Here is a 19564-nt window from a genome sequence, read left to right as displayed (position 1 = left end):
AATTTCCAAAAACCCTCTGGAAGGCTTTTTGATTTTCGGACATGATGCTTATCAAGATGGCAAGCATCAACTGGGGATTGGGGAAGGGCGAGCCGATCCTGTAGCATGCATAGCTTGTTGAGCGAGATCATTTCGTTGGTGGGGGCACGGGACGAATGGTTCAACTGTCACTTAGCTATTATCCTGACATCACGCAGAAGCAGACGGATGCGGATGTGCGCGCGAACGTCGTGCTGTTCTCGGAGCGGCTGGCCGCTCAGCTGACGCGCGATCTACGCATAGACGTGGCGATCGACGTCCTGCCCGTGCTGTCGGTAGCGGACCAATATCGTGCGGTCCTCGAAGGGCGATCGCATATCGCGTTGATGAAGCCGGTCGCCTATGTCTTCGCGCATGAAAAGCGCCCAGGCATCCTCCCAGGTGCCGTCGCGCTGCGTCCCATCGACGGGAAAGTCGGTGACCATTATTTCGGACAGGTCTACGCGCGTCGCAGCCTCGGCTTCACTTCGATCGCCGACCTGGCGGCGAGCGAGCCGGCGAAGTGGCGCCTGGCCTATGGCGATCGCTTCTCCACCTCCAATTTCCTGATCCCCGCCAATGTCCTGGCGACCGGCGGCGTCCATCCGTTCCTTTTCTTCAGGTCCGTCAGATTCTTCGGCGGGCACGATTTCGCCGCTGAGGCAGTCTATGAAGGATGCGCCGATATCGGCTGCGGCCATGACGGCGTCATCAAGATACTTGCTCAGAAATATCCCGATGCCGAGGACATGCTGATCCAGCTGGGGCAGGAGGACATCCATAGCGATCCGGTTGTGGTCGACACCGATGCGCTGCCCGCGCCGGTTACCCTGGCGGCAATCGAGAAGGCCTGCGTGGCGATCAGCAGCGATCCCGAGGTGCTGGGGGCGCTTGACCTGTTCTGGGGCTGGGTGAAGGGCCTCGCGCCCACTCGGCACGAGAATTATGCCTCAATCGAAAGCGCGCTCAAGCGTCTGTCCCTGAGCGACGTCGATATGGTGGCCTGACGATGGCCGCGCACGACGATCTCCTTGTGCTTCGCCTTTGCCGGTCCCTAAGCGGTTTCGACGATGTGTCGGAACGTTTCGCCCATGCGGCGATCGATGATCTGATGGGCCGATCGGGGGCCGACACGGTCGATGCGATGCTTCGCAGGTTCGAAGCGGGGGGCGCCGCAGCGGTGGCGACCGATGCGGAATTGCGGGCGCCGATGCAGGCGCTGCTGACCTTCCTCTACACCGGCTTCGGCGTGGACCGGATGCCCGCCGACACGCCGGAGAACCATTATGAGAGTCTGATGTGGCGTGCCGCGCTGGCCCATCCGCCGGCGCTCAGCGGTGGCTATTTCGGGCATTGGAGCTATCCGCCCGACGAGGCGAACGGATGAGCGCCGGGGCGCCCGATCATGACGTCGCGATCATAGGCGCGGGCGTGGCCGGTGCGATGATCGCCGCGCGCCTGGCCCGCAAGGGGTTGTCGGTGCTGCTGCTCGACGCAGGGCCGGAGCTTGGCGACCGGCTGGCCGCGGTCGGCCGGTTCGCCGCTTCCGCCACCCGGCTGCCGCACGACCCGTATCGGAATGTGGCGGCAGATACGTTCGCGCCTTCGCCGCGCGTCAACGATCCTCCGCAGACCGGTCATTATCTGCAGGAGACGCCGACGACTCCGTTCAAGAGCACCTATCAACGTACATTGGGCGGCAGCACGCTGCATTTCCTGGGCAATGTGCCGCGCTTCCTGCCGGCCGATTTCGAGATGAGGACCCGCCACGGGATCGCCGACGACTGGCCGTTCGGCTATGACGTGCTGGAACCCTGGTATTGCGAGGCGGAAGCCGAGATGGGCGCCGCCGGAGACCATGATGAATGGGATGGCCTGGGCGGCGGGCGGCGGTCGCATCCCTTCCCGATGCCGCCGATCTGGCCGTCCCATGGCGACAAGGTCGTACGTGCGCGACTGGACGGCAAGATCATTGACGATGTGCCGGTGCGTATCCGCATCACGCCTCAGGCGCGCAACTCCATCCCCTATCAGGGTCGCCCGCCCTGTGCCGGCAACAGCAGCTGCGTCCCGACCTGCCCGATCCAGGCCAAATACGACGCGACCGTCCATGTCGATATGGCGCGCGCGGCCGGTTGCGACGTGCGGCCGCGCGCGGTCGTCCATCGGCTCGATCACGATGCCGATGCGCGCGTTACCGAGCTTCATTACCATCGCTGGAGCGAGGACGGGACGGGAAGGGTCCCCGAGCGGGCCAGCGCACGCGTCTTCGTCGTCGCAGCTCATGCGATCGAGACGCCGCTGATCCTGATCAATAGCGGAATCGCGCCCGACAGTCCTGTTGGCGGGTGCCTGATGGATCATCTCCAGGGCTATGGCATGGCGCTGATGCCCGAGCCGGTCTTTCCCTATCGGGGCCCACCGGTAATAACGGGGATCGATGCCTGGCGCGATGGTTCCTGGCGCGGTGATCATGCCGCCTTCCGCATCTCGATCGGCAATGATGGCTGGGGTCGCCCCGAACCGCTGGACAAGACGGTCACCGATCTGGTCGCCACCGGCCTTTGGGGAGCGGAGCTGCGCAGCGCGATCGGCGCGCGTGCGACGCATATGATCCGCCTCAGCTACTCGACCGAGATGCTGCCCGATCCAACCAACCGCGTGACCCTGGCGGCAGGCGGAGAGCCGGATCGCCTGCGGCCGGCGATCCACTTCTCGCTGCCCGACTATAATAGCCGGGCATTCGACACGGGCAATCGGCTGTTCGCCGCGATGTTCGCCGCCATGGGCGCGCGCGATGCCCGCTTCACCTGGCCGGATTCGAACTATTCGGGCGCCGGCCATATCGTCGGCACCACCCGCATGGGGACCGACCCCAGAACCTCGGTCTGCGATGCCGACGGGAGGGTCCATGGCGCGCAGAATCTCTACATCGCCGGGGCGTCGGTCTTCCCGACCTCCGGCACGGCCAACCCCACGCTCACGCTGGCTGCGCTGGCCTTGCGGCTGGCCGATCATCTGGCCGCTCGCCTGAAGGGCATGGAATGACGGGCGAAGCTACCCGTGCCCGCCTCCATGCCTTGCTGGCCGAGGCCTGTGAGCTAGAGCATGCCCTATGCTGCTCCTATCTGTTCGCGGCGTTCAGCATGCGCCGCGACCTCGCCGAAGGGCTCGATTGGCGCCGGCAGCAGGTTGCCCGCAAATGGGCGAGCCAGATATACCATGTCGCTGCACAGGAGATGCTACACCTCGCCCAGGCCTGGAACCTGCTCACCGCGACCGGCGGCGGCGCTTATTACGACCGGCCGAATTTTCCGCAACCGGCCCGCAATTTTCCTCTCAACGTCGCACTGACGCTGCGCCGTTTCGACGTGGCGACGCTCGACCGCTTCATGATCTATGAGAATCCGGGCGAGGTGGTGCTCGATGAATCCGTCGGCGCGTCGGGCCTGTTGTGGCCGCTCGACGAGAAATATGCATATGATCATGTCGGCGAGCTCTATGGCGAGATCGGCCGGATCATCGCCGAAGCCGATCCGGCCGTTCTGTTCGTGGACGATGTATCCGGTCAGCGCGGCCAGCATCTGGTGGATTTCTACGACATCATCGCGGTCACGGACCAGGCGTCAGCAGCCGCGGCGATCCACGGTATCGTCACCCAGGGTGAAGGCAGTTCGGGCAATCGCGCGGATTCGCATTTCGGCGTGTTCAGCGCGATCCGCAACGTCATCGGAGGGGACGGGTTCGACTATGCGCTGCCGGTCGGCGACAATCCGCTTATCGCGACATCGGCCCTGGCGCCCTCGACGCTTGCCTCGACCCGGCTCAGCGATGCGGGCATCCGCGTCACGATGCTCACCGATCCGGTCGCGGTGCACGCCGTCGATCTGTTCAACGACGTCTATCAGCTGATGCTGCAGGCGCTGGCCTTCCTGTTCGTCAGCCGGACGGATGAGGCGGCGCATCTGAAGCGGGTTTCCCGATGCGCGATCGAGCTGATGATCACGGTGATCAAGCCCATGGGAGAGGCGATCTGCCGGTTGCCGAGCGGGCTGGACGGCGCGAATGCCGGCCCAAGCTTCGAGCTGCGCCGCCATGTCGCGCTGCCGACGCAGGCGGCGGCCGCGATCGCCGTGATCGCGGACCGGCTGGCGCAACTCGCAGAGCATGGCGCGCTGCTGCTGGCCCAGGACGGAATTGCCGTCGGCCCGCGGCATCAGATCACCGGCGCCGTCGCCAATCTGCGCCGCATCCAGCGCGAGCTCGTACCCGACCAGCCAGCACAAGGATGATCCCATGCTCGACGCCAATATCGATTATGCGGAACTTGAAGCGGCTGCACGCAAGCGCTGGCCGGATCGTTTCGTAGCCGCCGCCGAGACGCCGGCGGCGGTGCTGGAGAGCGTCGCCCGGCCGACCGGATCCAGAAAGACGCGGGCGCTGGCCAGGGAAGTGGCGGCCGCGATCCTGCCCGGCGAAGCCGGCCCCGACCGGGCGATCGACGACGCCGCCCTTGTGGCGGAGCAGGAGGCGGTACAGCGCGAAGTCGTCATCCGCATGGCCGCACCCGTTTTCCGCATAAAGGACGGCGTCATCGACCGCACGACGGCGAAGCCGGGGCAGGAGGGCTGGATCGACCGCCTCGACCAGTTCGATGCGAAGCTCAAGCCGCGCTATGCGGCCATCGGCAGGATCGAGGCGACGTTGAGCCCGTTCGGGCCGGAAGGGCTGGGGACTGCCTGGCTGATCGACCGCGACGTAATCGTCACCAACGCCCATGTCGCGCGCTACTTCGCGGAAACTGCTGACCGCGGCTGGCGCTTCCGATCGCAGCAGGGGTTCGACAATCGCCCTATGCGGGCCGGCCTCGACACGAACGAGGACGCCAACAGCGCGCAGGCGCAGCACGAAATCATAGAGATTCTCTATGTCTCGCCGACGCGCGATCCTGACATAGCTTTTCTGCGCATCGCCGGCAGCGGCCTTGCCGCCGAGCCTATACCCTGTTTCCGGGGGGGGCTCCCGCTCAATCCCGAGGTCGCCGTCATCGGGTATCCGGAACGCGACGACACGATCGATAAGGTCGAGCTCGAGCGCTATTTCGGCGACATCTGGGGATGGAAGCGCTTTGCACCGGGCTTTCTGGGCCAGGTCGGATCGAGCGCGATACGCCATCTCTGCAACACGCTGGGCGGCAATAGCGGGTCGCCGCTGATCGAGCTCGGAACCGGCCACCTGCTGGGCCTGCATTATGGCGGCATTCCCGATCGCCGGAATCCGGTGAATCACGCGCTTCCGGCGCAGGTGGTGTTCAAGCTGCTGAACGACCTGCGCGCGCCGGGGCTATCGAGGAGGGAGGGGAACATGAACCTATCACGGGGACCGATCGACATTGGTGGAGGAACCGCAGCGACGCTGACCATCCCGCTGACCCTGACCATCAACCTTTCTGTCGGCGGCGGTGCCGATATCGCCGCCCTCGCGCCATCGCCTGCCGCTCCGCAGCCGACCGCGCCCGATCTGGAAAGCGCCGTCGGTCAGGCGCGGGAGGCCTTCGCGACACGGGCCGACGTGCTTCACGTCCGGCCGGGCTGGAAGGTGACGAATGGCGCCATCACCGACACGCCTGCGATCGTCGTCGCCGTGGAGAGGAAGGAGCCAGTCGATTCGCTGATCGCCGCAGGCCGCATCCCGTTCCCTGCGAGCTTCGCCGGCTTCCCGATCGACGTCACGATCGCCAGCGCCCAGGATGTCATCGACAGGTTCGGCACCGAGGAATTCCTGACCGAGGCGGCGCGTCGGATCGCCTATCGGATGCGGCCCGAGCTGATGCCCCAGGAAGTGAACACGCGCATGCGGATCTCGATCCGCCCCGGGCCCGACGCCGGATCGGGCATGTTGCGCGACTTTCTGGACGCGACGCAGGACCATCTCACCGTGGGGATGTACGAATTCACCGCGCCGCATGTCGTCACGGCCACGGAGGCGGCGATGGGCGGCAGCAAGCGGCTCGGGATGGTGCTCCAGAAGGGAGAGTCGATCGGCGGCTCCGGGGCGAAGAAGTTCGACATCAAGGACGAGGAGACCGTCGCCCGCCTGGAGGCGGAGATGGGCAATCGCTTCCAGAACCAATGGTCCGCGCGCGCCATCCACCCGTCCTATCATATCAAGGTCGCCGCGCAGGACGACCGCGCCCTGTGGCTGTCGAGCGGCAGCTGGCAATCGTCCAACCAGCCCAAGGAGGACCAGGAAGGCCCCCACAGCCAGCATAACCGCGAATTCCATGTGATCGTCCACAACCGGACGGTCGCCGAGCTCTATCGCCGGCATGTCGAAGAGGACGCCAAGGACGCCGCAGCCGCCTTTTCGGACGAGGCGGCCGTGTTTGCCGAACCCATGTTCTGGGTTCCCGACGAGGATGTCCCCCTCGTGACCGAGGCGGCGCGGCCGCCCATCTTCTTTCCGCCGTTGGAGATCGATCGCAAGGTGCGGATGATGCCGCTGCTGACGCCCGACAATTTCAGCGAGAAGCTGCTGCCGCTGATCCGGGGGGCCAGGAAGTCGATCCTCTTCCACAACCAGTCCTTCGGCATCGCCCAGACGCGGGCGGATTCGTTCGAGGCGTTGCTGGCGGCGCTGAAGGAGAAACAGAGCGATTCGGCGATCGACGTGCGGATCGTGCTGCGCGGCAATGAAGGGCCGATCGATGCCCGCCCCAATATCGAGAAGATGAAAAGCTATGGCTTCCGGGTCACTCCCGACCTGGTCCGCATCCAGCCGAAGCTGCACAACAAGATGTGGATCATCGATGATGAGCACAGCGTCATAGGCAGTCATAATTTCACCAACCAGGGCACGACGATCAACCGCGACGCCAGCCTGATCTTCTATGACGATCCCGAAATCGCCCGGTATTGCCGCAGCGTGTTCGAGCATGACTGGGAGCGGTTGGCACAGCGCGAGCTGGCCGAGTCCCGCACGGGTGTCCGGCGTGCGGTGCCCGGCGAACGCCCGCCGCGTGGGATGCGCGCGGTGACCGCGGCGGCGCTGGGGCTCTGAAGCTGCGCGATCCGCGCAGCGCACGTTACCATCCTTGCCACGGGGCGCGGCGCGGCAGAGACGGCAATCTCGACCGGGCACTGGAGTCTGGCATCATGCAGGATGCTTGGACAGGCGCGAATTGTTACAGATTATAGGCGATGGAAATTGCCAATTTCGTACAATTAACGAAGCATTGATCTTGTATTGTGGAAATGTATACTCATGGTTCATATGTTACCGCGTTGCGATGGCAAAGCGGTGGCATATCGAATCGCCCTGCGTTGTTTCCGTGAAAAATCAATATTTTTGCTGAAGACGCGGCTGTTTGCGTATTGGAAATGCAGGGCCAATCCACGGCCCGCATGCAATAGATCTGAGATGGATTAGCCAATGCCGACCGATTTGAGAGAATATGCGGGAAGCCAATTCAGGATAATTCTGCAGCAGCGGACCAAGACAGTGGCCGAGCCGCTTCTGGCCAAGCTCGAGCAGGCCTTTATATGGGGCAACGTCGCCAGCGCAGCGGCTGCCGCGGGCGCTCCGAACTTGGACGAGAAGCGTCAGGACAAGATCCATCGGCAACAGATCGGAACCCTGGCGCGCTCGCTCGGGCACATGGTGGCATCGGCTACTCCGGCCGGGGATGTGGACGCCGATGCCGTGCGTGCGGGCTATCTACGCTGGAAGGGAACGAGGAGCTTCCAGATCTACGCTCCGCGATATCATCTGCGCGGCGAGGATGCCCGGGCCAAGGATGCGGAAATCCATAGGCTCTGAGCGGGGGATGGCATCATGGACGCGAGGACCAGCATGGGGCTGCGATCATTCCTCGAGGACAATGAAGGCCTGCTCGAGATCGATGCCGAGCGCGTCGCGCCCGGCAGCAATGGGTCGTGGTTCCGCCTCGCCAGCGGAATCTTGCAGGATCGGTTCATCTCGATCTGGCCGCTGATCGAGGATCTCGAATTCTTCGAGCCGCTGGCCAAGCTGACCGGACAGGAGATCGAGCGTCGGTGCCGGAAGCTGGGCGCCAAGGTCGTCGTCGGCTGCACCATGACCGTGCGGCACATGCTTGAGGCGGTTCGTCCCTATGTCGCCTCGGACATCATGATCGACTATCTCGGAAATTATCCGCTGCTTCCGATCCGCGCGGAGCGGATCTGGCGGCAGAACCGCCCGACCCTGATATTCACCGACGTCCTTTCCACCGGCCAAGGCGTCGAAGACATGATTGCCTTTCTCGCGAGCAATCGCGTGCCGGTGGCCGGCATCATGACGCTGGTCTGGGTGCGGCATGCATTGAGCCAGCGCGTGACCGAGGTGGATGAGACGCGGGCGCGCTTCAAATGCCTTGCGGCCGAAGGCCCGCAGGTGCGGGGCTATGATCTTGTCCGCTTCCGCGACATCTTTGCCGAAGCACGACGCCCTGCGGATCTGGGGGGAAGCCTTGCGATCCCCGTTGATGCGGAAACCGTATTGCCGCAACCGCAGCTTCGCGGCGATCCCCTGTCGGGATCGCTTGTCGATCTCGAGACGGAGATTGCCGAGACCGGCGCCAGCGGGGCGCTCAAGATCGGCTATTTCACTGGCCAGGAGGGACGCTTCGCCGGACCGAGCCAAGAGCGCTTCACCCTGGGTTTCGATACGGGGCGCCTGATCGAGCGTCATGTCGACATCCTGGCAGACGAGATATGTGGTCAGTATAAGGATCTCGCCAGAAGGTGCGGCAAGGCGCCCGTATTCGTCTCGACCCCCTCCAAGGAAAACCGGGATTTCTTGCGGACGATCCTTCAGCATCCGAAGGTCGCGAGCCTCGAGCCCGAATATGCGCTCTTCTCCCGGACCGACGACTTTGATGGCTCGTACACGCACATCCTGCTCAAGAAGGAAGATGAGAAGACGGTAAGGGACCGCCCCGCGCTGATCCTGCTCGCCACGATCCAATCGGCCGAGACCGTGCGTGCCCTTTCCGCCGTGCTGTCGCTTCACAACTGCCGCGACGTCACGATCTTCTGTGTGATCAATCGCGCCAATCCCGCATCTGCGAGTTTCCTTGCAAGGGTGCTGCGGCTCGCCGAGAATCCAAGCTCGGCCGCGCCCCCCTCCTCGAAGCAGCCAGGCCGGCGCCTTAATCGTAGGGGGCATCGCGGCAACTATTTCGAGCTGGTCTCGTTGCTGCGCGTCTGGGATCTCTCGGCTTCCGATCTGACCAAGATGGAGGCCTTCGCCCATGCGCAGTTCCAGCGATATTGGCGGCGCTGCAAATCCGAGATCATGCGCCAGCTATCGAACGCCGACCTGCAATATTTCGAGCCCGAGATGCTGCAGTTCAAGGTGGCGGACGCAAGAGCCGAAGCAGAATTTCCGTCGGATCCCGGTGAAGCGCCGGCCCGGGGTTCTGGAAACGAGACGGTCGCGATCAGCCTGGCCGCGAAGGAAGCGTTCGCCGCCCGAAACTTCGACAGGCTCCTCGGATTAATCCGCGAGCCGGGGTTGTCGAAGAACGGGCTTTTCTCCGTCTATCGCTATCTCCTGGCAGATCCCGGCGGGTTGGGAACCAACCGGCGCACTCTGTCCGAAAGCTTTGTCGCGGCCTTGACGCGGGCGTCTGCGGATATCGACGCCGTTCTGGGCAATCCTCCGTCCGCGCCCGGCTCCCGCCAACCAGCCCTGGCGGAAGCGATCGGGCGCGAGCGGGATCTGCTCATCGGCGCGGGCCTCTTTTCCCAACTCCTGATCGGCGTGGAAGGAGGCCCCGATCGCGTCACGGTCAGAGGCACGATCCTGAACCTGCTCAGGCGCTTCGGCCAGACCCCTGCGTCGATGCCGCTGATCGCTCGCCTCTGCAATGTGGAGTGGTCCTATGCCATCTCCTTCGCCGCTCTGATGCTCGAGCTGGAGCTTGGTCTGGCGACGGACAGAGAGCCGGCGGCGGACGAGGATGACGAAGGGCTGGACGATATAGCCGAACTCAACCTGGGCGATGCGCTGGACCATATCCGCGAGCTCGCGATACTGCGCCTGCGTGGCGAGGAGGCCGTTTTTCCGACCGCGGCGGAGATTCAGGACGTTGCCGAGACCCATTCCGGCAACAGGAGCGCCCTGCCGCAGCTCATCACCTCGACGTCGGAGCTGATCGACGCGCTGACGCCCGAACCTTCGGTGAACATGGGCCAATGCCTGGCCGCTGTCCGGCGCGAGATCACCTGGCCCCGCCCGCGACACACCTATGCTGCGATCAACCTTGAGACCTGCCCCGAGATCATTGGGGGGATATATGAGGACAACAAGGACAAGTCGGGCACTTTCAGATTCAAATCGCATCCCGAGAGCGAGAACCTGATCAGGGAATTGAACCACCTCATCCTGACCGGTGCGAGGCTCCGCGTCCTGAACGAGCATAGCCGGCGCATAATTCCGGAAACGTCGGAGAACCAGAACTGGTCTCGCTATTTTCTGGGGAGGGATGAGGACTCGCTCGAAGCGCATGTCAGCGTGCTTATCGGCATCGCCCAATCCTCGCGCGGCAAGGGCGAAATACTCGCGGAAGACGTCGTCGAGATAAAGCGCCTGTGTCAGGCGATGGTTCGAAACCTCTGGAGTTTTCAGAGCACCGGGGAAAACGGAGAATCCGCTTATGCAACCAGCGAGTTCTTCCAATATGTATGCAATTTCGAGTGCAAGCTAAGCGACGTCATTCACAGTGCCGTCGACAAGGCGTGGGAACGACTGAGGCAAGGGGCAGAGGGGGGCGGCCGGGATATGCCCCGTTCCAAGGAAAGCTTCGCGAAGATAGCCTGGGAACTCGCGGGTTTGGACGCCGAAAGGCTCTACGTCCTCGGCGACAAGACGCTGCTCGTTTCCGCCTTCGAGAACTTCATCTCCAACTTCCAATATTCACGCGACTTCAGGCGTGATGCCGAGTCCGGGCCCGAGGTCGGCAGGATCACGGTGAGGGAAGGGGGGCAGAAGGAGCATGTGGAGGTCTCGTTCTGGAGCGCTGGCGGCCGGACCGACCGGGACGAGAGCCGAAATCGGCACAGCACGACTCACGATCATCGCCGCCAGCTCAGCGAACTCAACTGCAGTGTCGATATAGACGATCACACCGCCGACTATTTCGAGGTGACCGTGACATTGCCGCAAATCACGCGGCATGCGGAAGGGAGGCGCGCATGAAGGGCCTGATCTGGGACGATCTGGGCTCATCCGCCGCCAGGCAGGAGGAAGCGGGCAGCGATTTCATGCTGGAGATTCGTCAGCGCGAACGCGTCGAACACCTTCAGCAGACATTCTCGTACAAAGGCGTGGAGCTGGATCTGCAAACCGACTGGGACAAGGTCCCGGGCCTGTTGACGCGAGGCGGCTATAGCTTCGCCATCTTCGACGTCTACCAGGGGGAGGACCCCGTCGGCATCGAATATGCCAAGATCATCCGTGACCTGATGCGCGACGATGTGGATGTCGGGGATCCGGAATTCCCGATCTTTCTCCTTTCCAGCGAAGTCGAGTCGATACCGGTGATGGCGCTCGTGAACAGCAAGCTGAGAGCCTTTTCGAAGCGCTGGCGATCGGAGGAGATCGTCACCGCGATCCGGAACGAACTTCGCCAGAAAGGGCGCTGGACGAAAGCGGGGGAGGTGCTCATCCTCGGCGCGGGCGACGAAAAATGCAGTTTGACCGCGGAACTCAAGGCCCATTTCGAATCCTTCGGATGGACCTTCCATGTCGCTTCGCGCCCGCCCGACCTGGGCGGCATTCGCGAAGCCGTGCTCGACAAGCAGTGGATTATCAAGATCCTACGCGCCGACATCGAGCTTGAGGAAGCGGAAGGCGACGTGACGCATATGGCGCGGGCCGAGGCCTATGTGGAACTCGGCGTGATCGCAGCCCTGCCGAGCAATCAGAAGAAGCTGATCGTTCTGGCGGAAGCGAACACCCGCATGCCGAGTTTCTTGAAGCCGGCCGCGGTCATCTCCTTCTCCCGTTCGATGACGGATGCGATCGAGCAATTGTCGACGATTTTCCCGAAGCGAGAGTGACGTCGAGGACAATGCGACGGGTACCAACGGTCGGGACGGAAAAGCATGCGCCTCCTCTATGTCGGATCGCGGATCGATGAGCAGCAGGACGGCACTGCGCAACTTCTGCAGGCCGGCGAGATCCACAACATAGAACTCTGCTTTTCTCGCGCTGCCTGGCGGCGAGACAAAGCCAGCTTCCTTCCGGACCTGATCGTGGAGGATCTTGCCGAGGCGCTCGAGAAATTCCAGCCCGACGTCCTCCATATCTCGACGCACGGTGACCCTCGGGGCCTCTGCTTCGCGTCGAGGAACCTCGAAGGCGGAGGCAGCGAGGTGGTGATTGTCGATGCGAAGGCGCTGGCCGCGTTCTTCAGCCGCCGGCATCCGCCTCGACTTGTCCTGCTCAACGCATGCGATTCAATCGGCATCGCTCGCGAATTGGCCGAGTTGGGCGTCGCGGCGATCGGGACGACTGCCCCGATCACGAACGAAGCGGCAACCGCGATCGCCACGCAATTCTATGCGAAGCTGCTGGACGGAGCCTCCTTGGAACAGGCGTTCCAGGTCATTGCGCATCTCGGCCGCGTCGTGGACGGCGGGAAAGTGGCGATCGAGCTCTTCCCGCCCTCGGCCTCGATGGTGCTCAATCCGGCTCCGCGGCTGATCGCGCGGGTCGAGGCGGTCGATGAACTCACTGGCGCGATAACGGTAAGGCTGGGATTGGTGGATGTCGGCCGCGAGTTCATGCAGATTTGCTTCTTCACCGACGCGCGATCCAACAAGCCGTCGGAGCCCCCGGCGACATCCGACCTTCAGCGCGACATATCCGACGGCGCAGCCTGGAGCGACGCTATGATCCTCCATTCGGACTGCTGGATCGCTGCATGCGGTCTCTTGTCGAGCGGTGAGACCTTTGCGCTTTCCCAGCGTCTCCGGACTGCCATCCTAGACCATTCTCATTTCGAGAAGGAACGTGCTGTCTACAAACAGACCCGTGACAGGGCGCTAGGCCTCCTCTCGACCTTCAAACCGCCATCGAGGGCGGGCAACTAAACCTCCTCGATGGGCCGGCATTCCACCCGGTTTCGCACCAAGAAAGCAATTGCCGAGGTTCGCAGGATCGAGACGAAGATCCGCACCCAAATAGGTTTCCTCAGATCTTCGGGCATAATTCAAGTCATTTCGGATGAAAACTACGATCTTGGCATCGAATTGGCAATTCGGCACAATACCAAAAAGGAATCCGATGCGACATATTATCTCGCTTGGCTTGGCAACACGACAAGGGACGGGGCACTCGGCAGTAATGTAAGTCTTTGAGGCCATTTTTAGGGGGATGGCATGGCACTGGAGATTTCGAAGCTTAACGAAGAACAGAAGAGCGGCCTCGAGGCGCTCGCCGCCGAAGCTCTGAGGCTCCGTCCGGAAGCGGACCTGGCCGCGCTCGAGCAGGTCCATCGGCTCGGCGAAAGCATCATCTGCGAAACCGAAGATGCCGGCTCGGCCACACCGCGCGGTCTGTCTCCGCTTGAGATCGTACTTGATGCCTCCGAAGGGTTTATCCCCCTCTGGGCCCCCGATACGACGCTGCGCTGGCGCTTCCGCGAGTCTTCGCTGGCGCGCTTCGAGAACCCCCAAGCCGTGCGCGCCAAGGTTGAGCAGCTGCTCGGCGAAGCGCTTCTCGAATGGGGCGATGCGGCGCCGGTCAAGTTCGCCCAGCGCGACGATGCCTGGGATTTCGAGATCGTCGTTCGTGAGAGCGACAACTGCAACCGTATGGGCTGCGTCCTCGCAAGCGCCTTCTTCCCCGACGCCGGTCGGCACGAGCTGTTCATCTATCCCAAGATGTTCACCCAGGTTCGGCGCGAGCAGGTCGAGACGATGGTGCACGAAATCGGCCATATCTTCGGCCTTCGCCACTTTTTCGCGCAGATATCGGAGTCGCAATGGGCTTCTGTCGTGTTCGGCGAACATAGCAAGTTCAGCATCATGAACTATGGCGAGCTGAGCCAGCTGACCGACGCCGATAAATCCGACCTGAAGCGGCTGTATTCCATGGTCTGGTCCGGCGAACTTACTGAAATCAACGGCACACCGATCCGCCTTGTCCGCCCGTATCACGACAGTGGTATCGTTACGTCCGAGGCGCTCCTTCCCGCAGTTTGATCGTCACGAGACCAGCAAACCCGGACCGCCCACTTACCGAAGGCTCAGGCGATTCGTTTACACGGTCCGCCTCCGCCAGCGTCTCGCACGTATCATTGTCAGAAAGCACTAACTGGTGATCACGCTCTTGGCCCTATATTCGATTCCCCCGGTCGTTCGCTCCCTTTGTGTCCCCGACAAAAGGGGGGAGGGACCAGCAGGCTCGCTTCGTCAGCGAGAGAGGCATCTTGCCCGTGCAATTTGAGCTCGCTCATCTCAATCGCCTGGACGACGCAATCGGCAATGCGTTCGACCAGGACGAACTGGAAGTGCTGCTCTCCCGGCGGCTGAACCAGCGCTTCGAAAACATCGTGTCAGCCACGAAAAACGCGACATTTCGTAACCGAAAGTTGGTGGAGTTCTACAACCGCGCTCAACAGATCGAGCAGCTTGTAGCAGCCGTCCGCGACGCGCGACCGAGTGTTCCCGAGTTCACCGAACTCGCCGAAGCCGCTGGACTTCTGACGCTGCCGCCGCATGAGGCCTTGCAGGTGCTGGTCCGGCCAACCCAGGGTGGGAAGATCGGCGACGATCCGGCGAGCTTCCGGCGCAAGCTCGCCGCGCGCGAGAACAGCCTCTGCCGGATCCGGATCGGTGGAAATCGCCACGGTACGGGCATCTTGATCGGCGAAGCGCTAGTCCTGACCAATTTCCATGTTGTCGAGAAGGCTATCGATGGCGACGCGCTTCGCGATGTCGTCTGCCAGTTTGACTTTCGCGAAACCGAAGCGGGTGAGATTAATCCCCCTACCTCCATCGCAGCGGTAAGGGTTGCAGCTTGCAGTCCCTATTCCCCGGACGATCTGAAGGCGGAACCTGTCACCCAGTCCGCCGACTTTCTCGACTATGCCATTCTCGACCTGTCGGGAAAGGTCGCCTCGAAGCCGATCGTCGACGGCGGCGAGCTGCGTGGGCATACGAGTGTGTCTCACCTCGCGCCGGCGCCAGGCGACTGCCAAGGCATCCTGATCCTCCAGCATCCCAATGCACAGCCCATGCGTGTCGATCTCGGCGCGGTCACCTGGCGAAACAACGTGCGGGTCCGTCACACCGCCAATACGCTCGGTGGCTCATCGGGAGCGCCTGTCTTCGACGCCGAGTTGACGCTTATCGCCCTCCACCATGCCGGCTATGAATGGCCGAATCTCGATCCCCCGATCAACCAGGCAGTGCCTATCTCATTGATTGTCGCAGATGCTCGCGCCAAGGGAGTGGCGCTCTGATGGCTAAGTTCACGAAACCAGAGACAACAGCCCTCCAGGGCATGTTCGCCTCATGCCTCGATGTCGATGCGATTGATGAACTCCTGCTCACCGCGATCGGCCTTGCGCTTGAGGATATTACCGCCCCAGCCGCACGGCCCCTCCTCGTCGCGAAATGCATTCGTTTCCTCGAAAAGAACGAAACCCACTGCATCGACGTCGCCAAGGAACTCTGCCTTCGCTTCCCGGACAATGAGCATCTCGACGCAGTCAAATTGCTGCTCAAACGGCTCCAGCGGGTCGTGGTCGTCGATCCGAGGGACATCATCCTGGTCGACATCAAGGTGATGGTGAACAGGAGTCAGCTCCGCAACGTCCTCTACGAGAACGTGGTTCTTGGACACCCGCGTCCCGTCGTCGGCGTATCGGGCGTTCGGCAGTCAGGAAGGACTCATTCCTGGCACATGATCCGTCAGGTGGCGAACACGCATGGGATCGATAGAGTCTGGCTCGACCTGACGGCCTGGCCGGACCAGGACCGCAGGCTCGAGAAGTTGGTTCAGGGACTTGTCGAGCAGGCGAACATCACCGGCTTCGAGGCGCCGAGTTCCGTGGGGGTAACCCCTGAGATCAAGGGGCAGCGCTATGCGCGCGCAATTGCTGAGCGTCTTGCCCTGCGGCCTGCCGGCGAGCGGTTGTGGCTCGTGTTTGATAGCGTGGACCGCCCGATCGATCCCTCCATCGTGCCTTTCCTGCGCGCATTATGCGACGCCGCGTGCGACAGCGTCTTTCAGGGTTGTACCATTTTCATCCTTGGTTGGGGTCCCGACTTCGCCCTGACGAAACCCGCCCTCGTCGAGGTGGAGCAGCTTTCCGACTTCCTGCCGATCGAGCTGAAGACGGCGGCGGAGCAGATCAACGGGCTTGGAGACAATCCGCTCGATCCTGATACACTTCAGCAACGAGTCGATGCGATCCACGCTGCGGTCCAGGATGGTGCCTGGCCGAATTCGATTCCAGAGGTCGAACGGCTCCTGATCTCTCTCAGCCGGGAACTGCGCGTCCTATGACCGATGCAGATACCTCACCAGCGTCGGCATCCCTGATCGAATTGTTCAACCGGGGCGATCCGGCGCGAGAGATCCTGCTGAGAGCCGCCGTGCTCGAGCGATGTGATCCAGAGAAACTGGCAGACAGCTGGATCGGCTCGCATCCCGATGCCGATGACGACGCGATCCAGCTCGCGGTGGATGCTGCGAGCGAACTCGAACGAGAGACATCCCCGGCGATTGATCACGACGGCCGGGAGGCAAGAAAGCTCAAGAGCGGCACGAGACTGGACCTGCTAAGGATCGCGGGGCTGGCGTTCGTTCGATCGCTTATCGCGGCGCAGCCGAAGCCGACGCTCACGGAGTCACTATTCAAGCGACTTCTAAACTCGCTGCCCACAGCGGACCTGTCGACGCCGCAAGAGTTGCTTGCCCTCAAGACAGCACTCCACTGGGCACTGGCCGCTGGAGCGAATCCGCCAATCTCCCCGGAAGAGGTCGAACGTAAAGAGCGGCTGGCCTCGTTTGAGGCCTACCTCGCCGGGCCGGACCTCGAGCATTTCGTAGGGCGCAGCCGAATGATGCGAACCCTCGAGACTCTCTGGGACCTGCCCGAAGATAGACGGCCAGCAGTCCTGGTCCGGGGAGCCGGTGGGATAGGGAAGTCCTTCGCGATCGCGAAGTTCCTTATCGATCGCCTGCACGACGAGGACCCCACACGCCGGCCTCTCGCCATTCTGCATTTCGACTTCGACCGCTTCGATCTTCAGGACGCCCGCGTGGCGACGTTGCAAGCGGACGCGCTCCGACAGTTCGCGAAATGGTGGCGACCAGATCAGGCAAGCCGACTTCTCGACCTGGCGCGAGGCGGTGCCTTGGAAGGCCTGGAGTCGTTGAGCGTCGCGTCGCGGAGCCAGGAGGCCGCGCGCGATGAACTCGCCGTCACTCGAGATGCGCTTTCCCTCATCCGCCTGGGAGATGAACGTCCTCTCATCGCAGTGTTTGGCGATACGTTCGAAAAGGTCGACAGCTACAATCACCATGCTGCCAAGAGCGTCCCAGAGTTCTGCAAGCTCCTTCGCCGGGCGGGCGCCGATGTCTTCGAAATCTATGCGTCCCGCAGCTTCACCAGGCCCGGCGAATTCGCTGACCGCCACCCTCCGGCGCAGGTGCAACTCGGCCGCTTCGGCCAACGCGAGGCGATCCAGTACCTGAAGCAAGCCGCTGAAGAGCACGGCATCGAGCTCGATGACGAGTCCGCGCATCAGGCGCAGCTCTCGCTGCACAGGATGCCGTTGCGCCTACGGCTCGCCGTCGCATTAATGGGAGAAGATCCCAACGCGTTCGATGTGCGAGCCTGGCTCAGGCAATGCCGTAGCGAGGAGCTTGGGTCGGATGCCATCCTGTACGAGCGCGTTCTGAAGCGTCTTCGTGGGGGAATGCGGGAACTGGCTCTCCCGGGACTGCTCCTGAGACGGCTCAGCGCAAATATCATCGTTGAGGTGCTCGCAACTCCATGCGGCCTCAATATCGGCCTTGCTGACGCCGAGCGGCTCATGGAGGAAGCCAGGCGCGATCAATCGCAGCTGTTCTTCCGTAACGAGGATGACCCTAACGCCTTGTGGCATCTGGATTATGTTCGAAGCGAAATGCTCGATGACCTTTCCAAGAAGGTCTCTCCGGATATGTTTCGCTCCATCCATGAGAGGGCCGTCCAATATTATGCGGCGAAGGAAAACTCGCCCCTATATCGCGGCGAGGAACTCTATTCCCGCCTGCAGCTAAAGCAGTCACCCGAGCTTCTTGACGCGCGATGGACCCCGGCGGCCGGGCGTCGGCTGCGCGGGGCCATCGATGAGCTTCCGCCGGAGAGTGCGCGTTACGTGCGAACGCGCAACGCCGGAGGCGCAGCGACCCCCGAGCGGGAAACCCGATATGAGGAGCTACGTATTGAGGCGCGTCGCCGTCTGCAGTCAGGCAATTCCTTCCTGGATGATCTGCTGGCGCAGGGAAGCCAGGATATGCGGAGCGTCCTGTCACCGCTGGGAGATATCTACGTCCAATCGCTGATTGCGCGGGGCAGGATCGAAGAAGCGATCAAATGTGGGGTCGATCTTCGGCAGCGAAAATCGAAAGTGTCGAGCAGGGTGCGGCTTGGTGTCTATTCCACCGTCGCCGGCCTCCTTGAGGCTCAGCGTTCCTTTTACGAGGCAACTGAATTCTGGGCCCTGGCGGAGACCGCCGCCGACGCTGCGCCGCTGATCGACCGGATCGCGCCTGCCATCGGAATCCTGCGATCGCGGCGCCGACGGGAGTCCAAGCCGGTGACCGGGTCAGTCACGCGGGCGCTTGAACTGGTCAGCGAGACTGGCTCGATCCTCTATGAGCGGCCAGTCACGGCGCGTGAAGCGGTAGCGGAACTATCCGAAAGGATGTTCGAAAGACCTGAGGAGTCGTCCTGTATCTTTCTCCTCCAGCTCGCCTCCTACCTGTTTGAGTCGGGCCAGTTTTTCCTGATCGGACTCGACGGGCAAGCGCGCCACCGTAATGCGCTTGCGGGCTATCTGAGCGGTGGAAGCGGCCGCGATGTAGGCGCCCAGGCACTCAATGCTGACTGTTCCAAAGCACTATATATGCGGGATTCAGAGCTGAACGAATTGCTTGTCACCACAATGCGCGCGGAGGTTGACGCTTCGCTCGCGCTGGACCTCGCACAAGCGAGGGATCAAAGCTGAGACGCGTCTGCCCGTGGCAAAGTGATCTCCAACACATTGCGCCTCAGCGCGCCCAAAACCAGTCGAGATCGGTGGCCCTTGGACAATTGACCGGTAGCTCCGTTTCCGATCATCGTCCTTCGGCTTGCCGCCGATTTAGCAGCGGGAGGGGCGGGAGCCAGGGGAGGGGCACGGAATCCGCAAGAGAACAATTTTGTCCAATGCGGTCATTCTCCGCCACTCAGGGCGATCCAAAGCTTACATTTGAAGCGCTTCAACGCAGCATTGTCCAACCTGACGCCGCGTCGACA

13 protein-coding genes are annotated in these 19564 nt (G+C 62.5%); all 13 read left to right on the top strand.

Features of this window, described 5'->3' with window-relative positions; genetic code table 11:
* The first annotated feature begins 155 nt into the window (after positions 1 to 155).
* The 13 genes from J2W22_RS15365 (at position 156) to J2W22_RS15305 (ending at position 19274) form a co-directional block, all read left to right on the top strand.
* Complete coding sequence (locus J2W22_RS15365) at positions 156 to 1025, top strand: phosphate/phosphite/phosphonate ABC transporter substrate-binding protein (protein WP_307119110.1); 870 nt, start codon at positions 156 to 158, stop codon at positions 1023 to 1025.
* A 65-nt stretch (positions 1026 to 1090) separates the two neighbouring features.
* Positions 1091 to 1405 (top strand): hypothetical protein, encoded by a 315-nt coding sequence (locus tag J2W22_RS15360; RefSeq protein WP_307119109.1) that lies wholly within the window; start codon positions 1091 to 1093, stop codon positions 1403 to 1405.
* Entirely contained in the window at positions 1402 to 3066 is a 1665-nt protein-coding gene (locus tag J2W22_RS15355) for a GMC family oxidoreductase (RefSeq protein ID WP_307119108.1), read from the top strand. The genes J2W22_RS15360 and J2W22_RS15355 overlap by 4 nt, the downstream gene beginning before the upstream one ends.
* Positions 3063 to 4310 carry a ferritin-like domain-containing protein gene (locus J2W22_RS15350; RefSeq protein ID WP_307119107.1) on the top strand — a complete coding sequence of 416 codons (1248 nt, stop codon included), beginning with the start codon at positions 3063 to 3065 and terminating at the stop codon, positions 4308 to 4310. Before J2W22_RS15355 ends, J2W22_RS15350 begins: the two co-directional genes overlap by 4 nt.
* A 4-nt stretch (positions 4311 to 4314) precedes the next feature.
* Positions 4315 to 7077: a phospholipase D-like domain-containing protein gene (locus J2W22_RS15345; RefSeq protein ID WP_307119106.1), complete on the top strand. Its 2763-nt coding sequence runs from the start codon at positions 4315 to 4317 to the stop codon at positions 7075 to 7077.
* A 372-nt stretch (positions 7078 to 7449) separates the two neighbouring features.
* Positions 7450 to 7836, top strand: a complete 387-nt coding sequence (locus J2W22_RS15340) for a hypothetical protein (RefSeq protein ID WP_307119105.1) — start codon at positions 7450 to 7452, stop codon at positions 7834 to 7836.
* Between the two features lie 15 nt (positions 7837 to 7851).
* On the top strand, positions 7852 to 11238 hold the full coding sequence (locus tag J2W22_RS15335; protein ID WP_307119104.1) for a hypothetical protein: 3387 nt from the start codon (positions 7852 to 7854) through the stop codon (positions 11236 to 11238).
* A complete protein-coding gene (locus J2W22_RS15330) occupies positions 11235 to 12101 on the top strand; it encodes a hypothetical protein (RefSeq protein WP_307119103.1) in 867 nt (288 codons plus the stop codon). The genes J2W22_RS15335 and J2W22_RS15330 overlap by 4 nt, the downstream gene beginning before the upstream one ends.
* Before the next feature lie 45 nt (positions 12102 to 12146).
* Complete coding sequence (locus tag J2W22_RS15325; protein WP_307119102.1) at positions 12147 to 13136, top strand: CHAT domain-containing protein; 990 nt, start codon at positions 12147 to 12149, stop codon at positions 13134 to 13136.
* Between the two features lie 288 nt (positions 13137 to 13424).
* Positions 13425 to 14249, top strand: coding sequence for a matrixin family metalloprotease (locus tag J2W22_RS15320; RefSeq protein WP_307119101.1), 825 nt, complete (start codon positions 13425 to 13427; stop codon positions 14247 to 14249).
* Between the two features lie 233 nt (positions 14250 to 14482).
* Complete coding sequence (locus J2W22_RS15315) at positions 14483 to 15511, top strand: trypsin-like serine peptidase (protein WP_307119100.1); 1029 nt, start codon at positions 14483 to 14485, stop codon at positions 15509 to 15511.
* On the top strand, positions 15511 to 16560 hold the full coding sequence (locus J2W22_RS15310) for a hypothetical protein (protein WP_307119099.1): 1050 nt from the start codon (positions 15511 to 15513) through the stop codon (positions 16558 to 16560). The genes J2W22_RS15315 and J2W22_RS15310 overlap by 1 nt, the downstream gene beginning before the upstream one ends.
* Positions 16557 to 19274, top strand: a complete 2718-nt coding sequence (locus tag J2W22_RS15305; RefSeq protein ID WP_307119098.1) for a hypothetical protein — start codon at positions 16557 to 16559, stop codon at positions 19272 to 19274. Before J2W22_RS15310 ends, J2W22_RS15305 begins: the two co-directional genes overlap by 4 nt.
* The last annotated feature ends 290 nt before the right edge of the window (positions 19275 to 19564 follow it).

It is taken from the genome of Sphingomonas kyeonggiensis, from assembly GCF_030812785.1.
GTDB classification, from domain to species: Bacteria; Pseudomonadota; Alphaproteobacteria; order Sphingomonadales; family Sphingomonadaceae; genus Sphingomonas; species Sphingomonas kyeonggiensis_B.
This window is presented reverse-complemented; position numbering and strand designations above follow the sequence as displayed.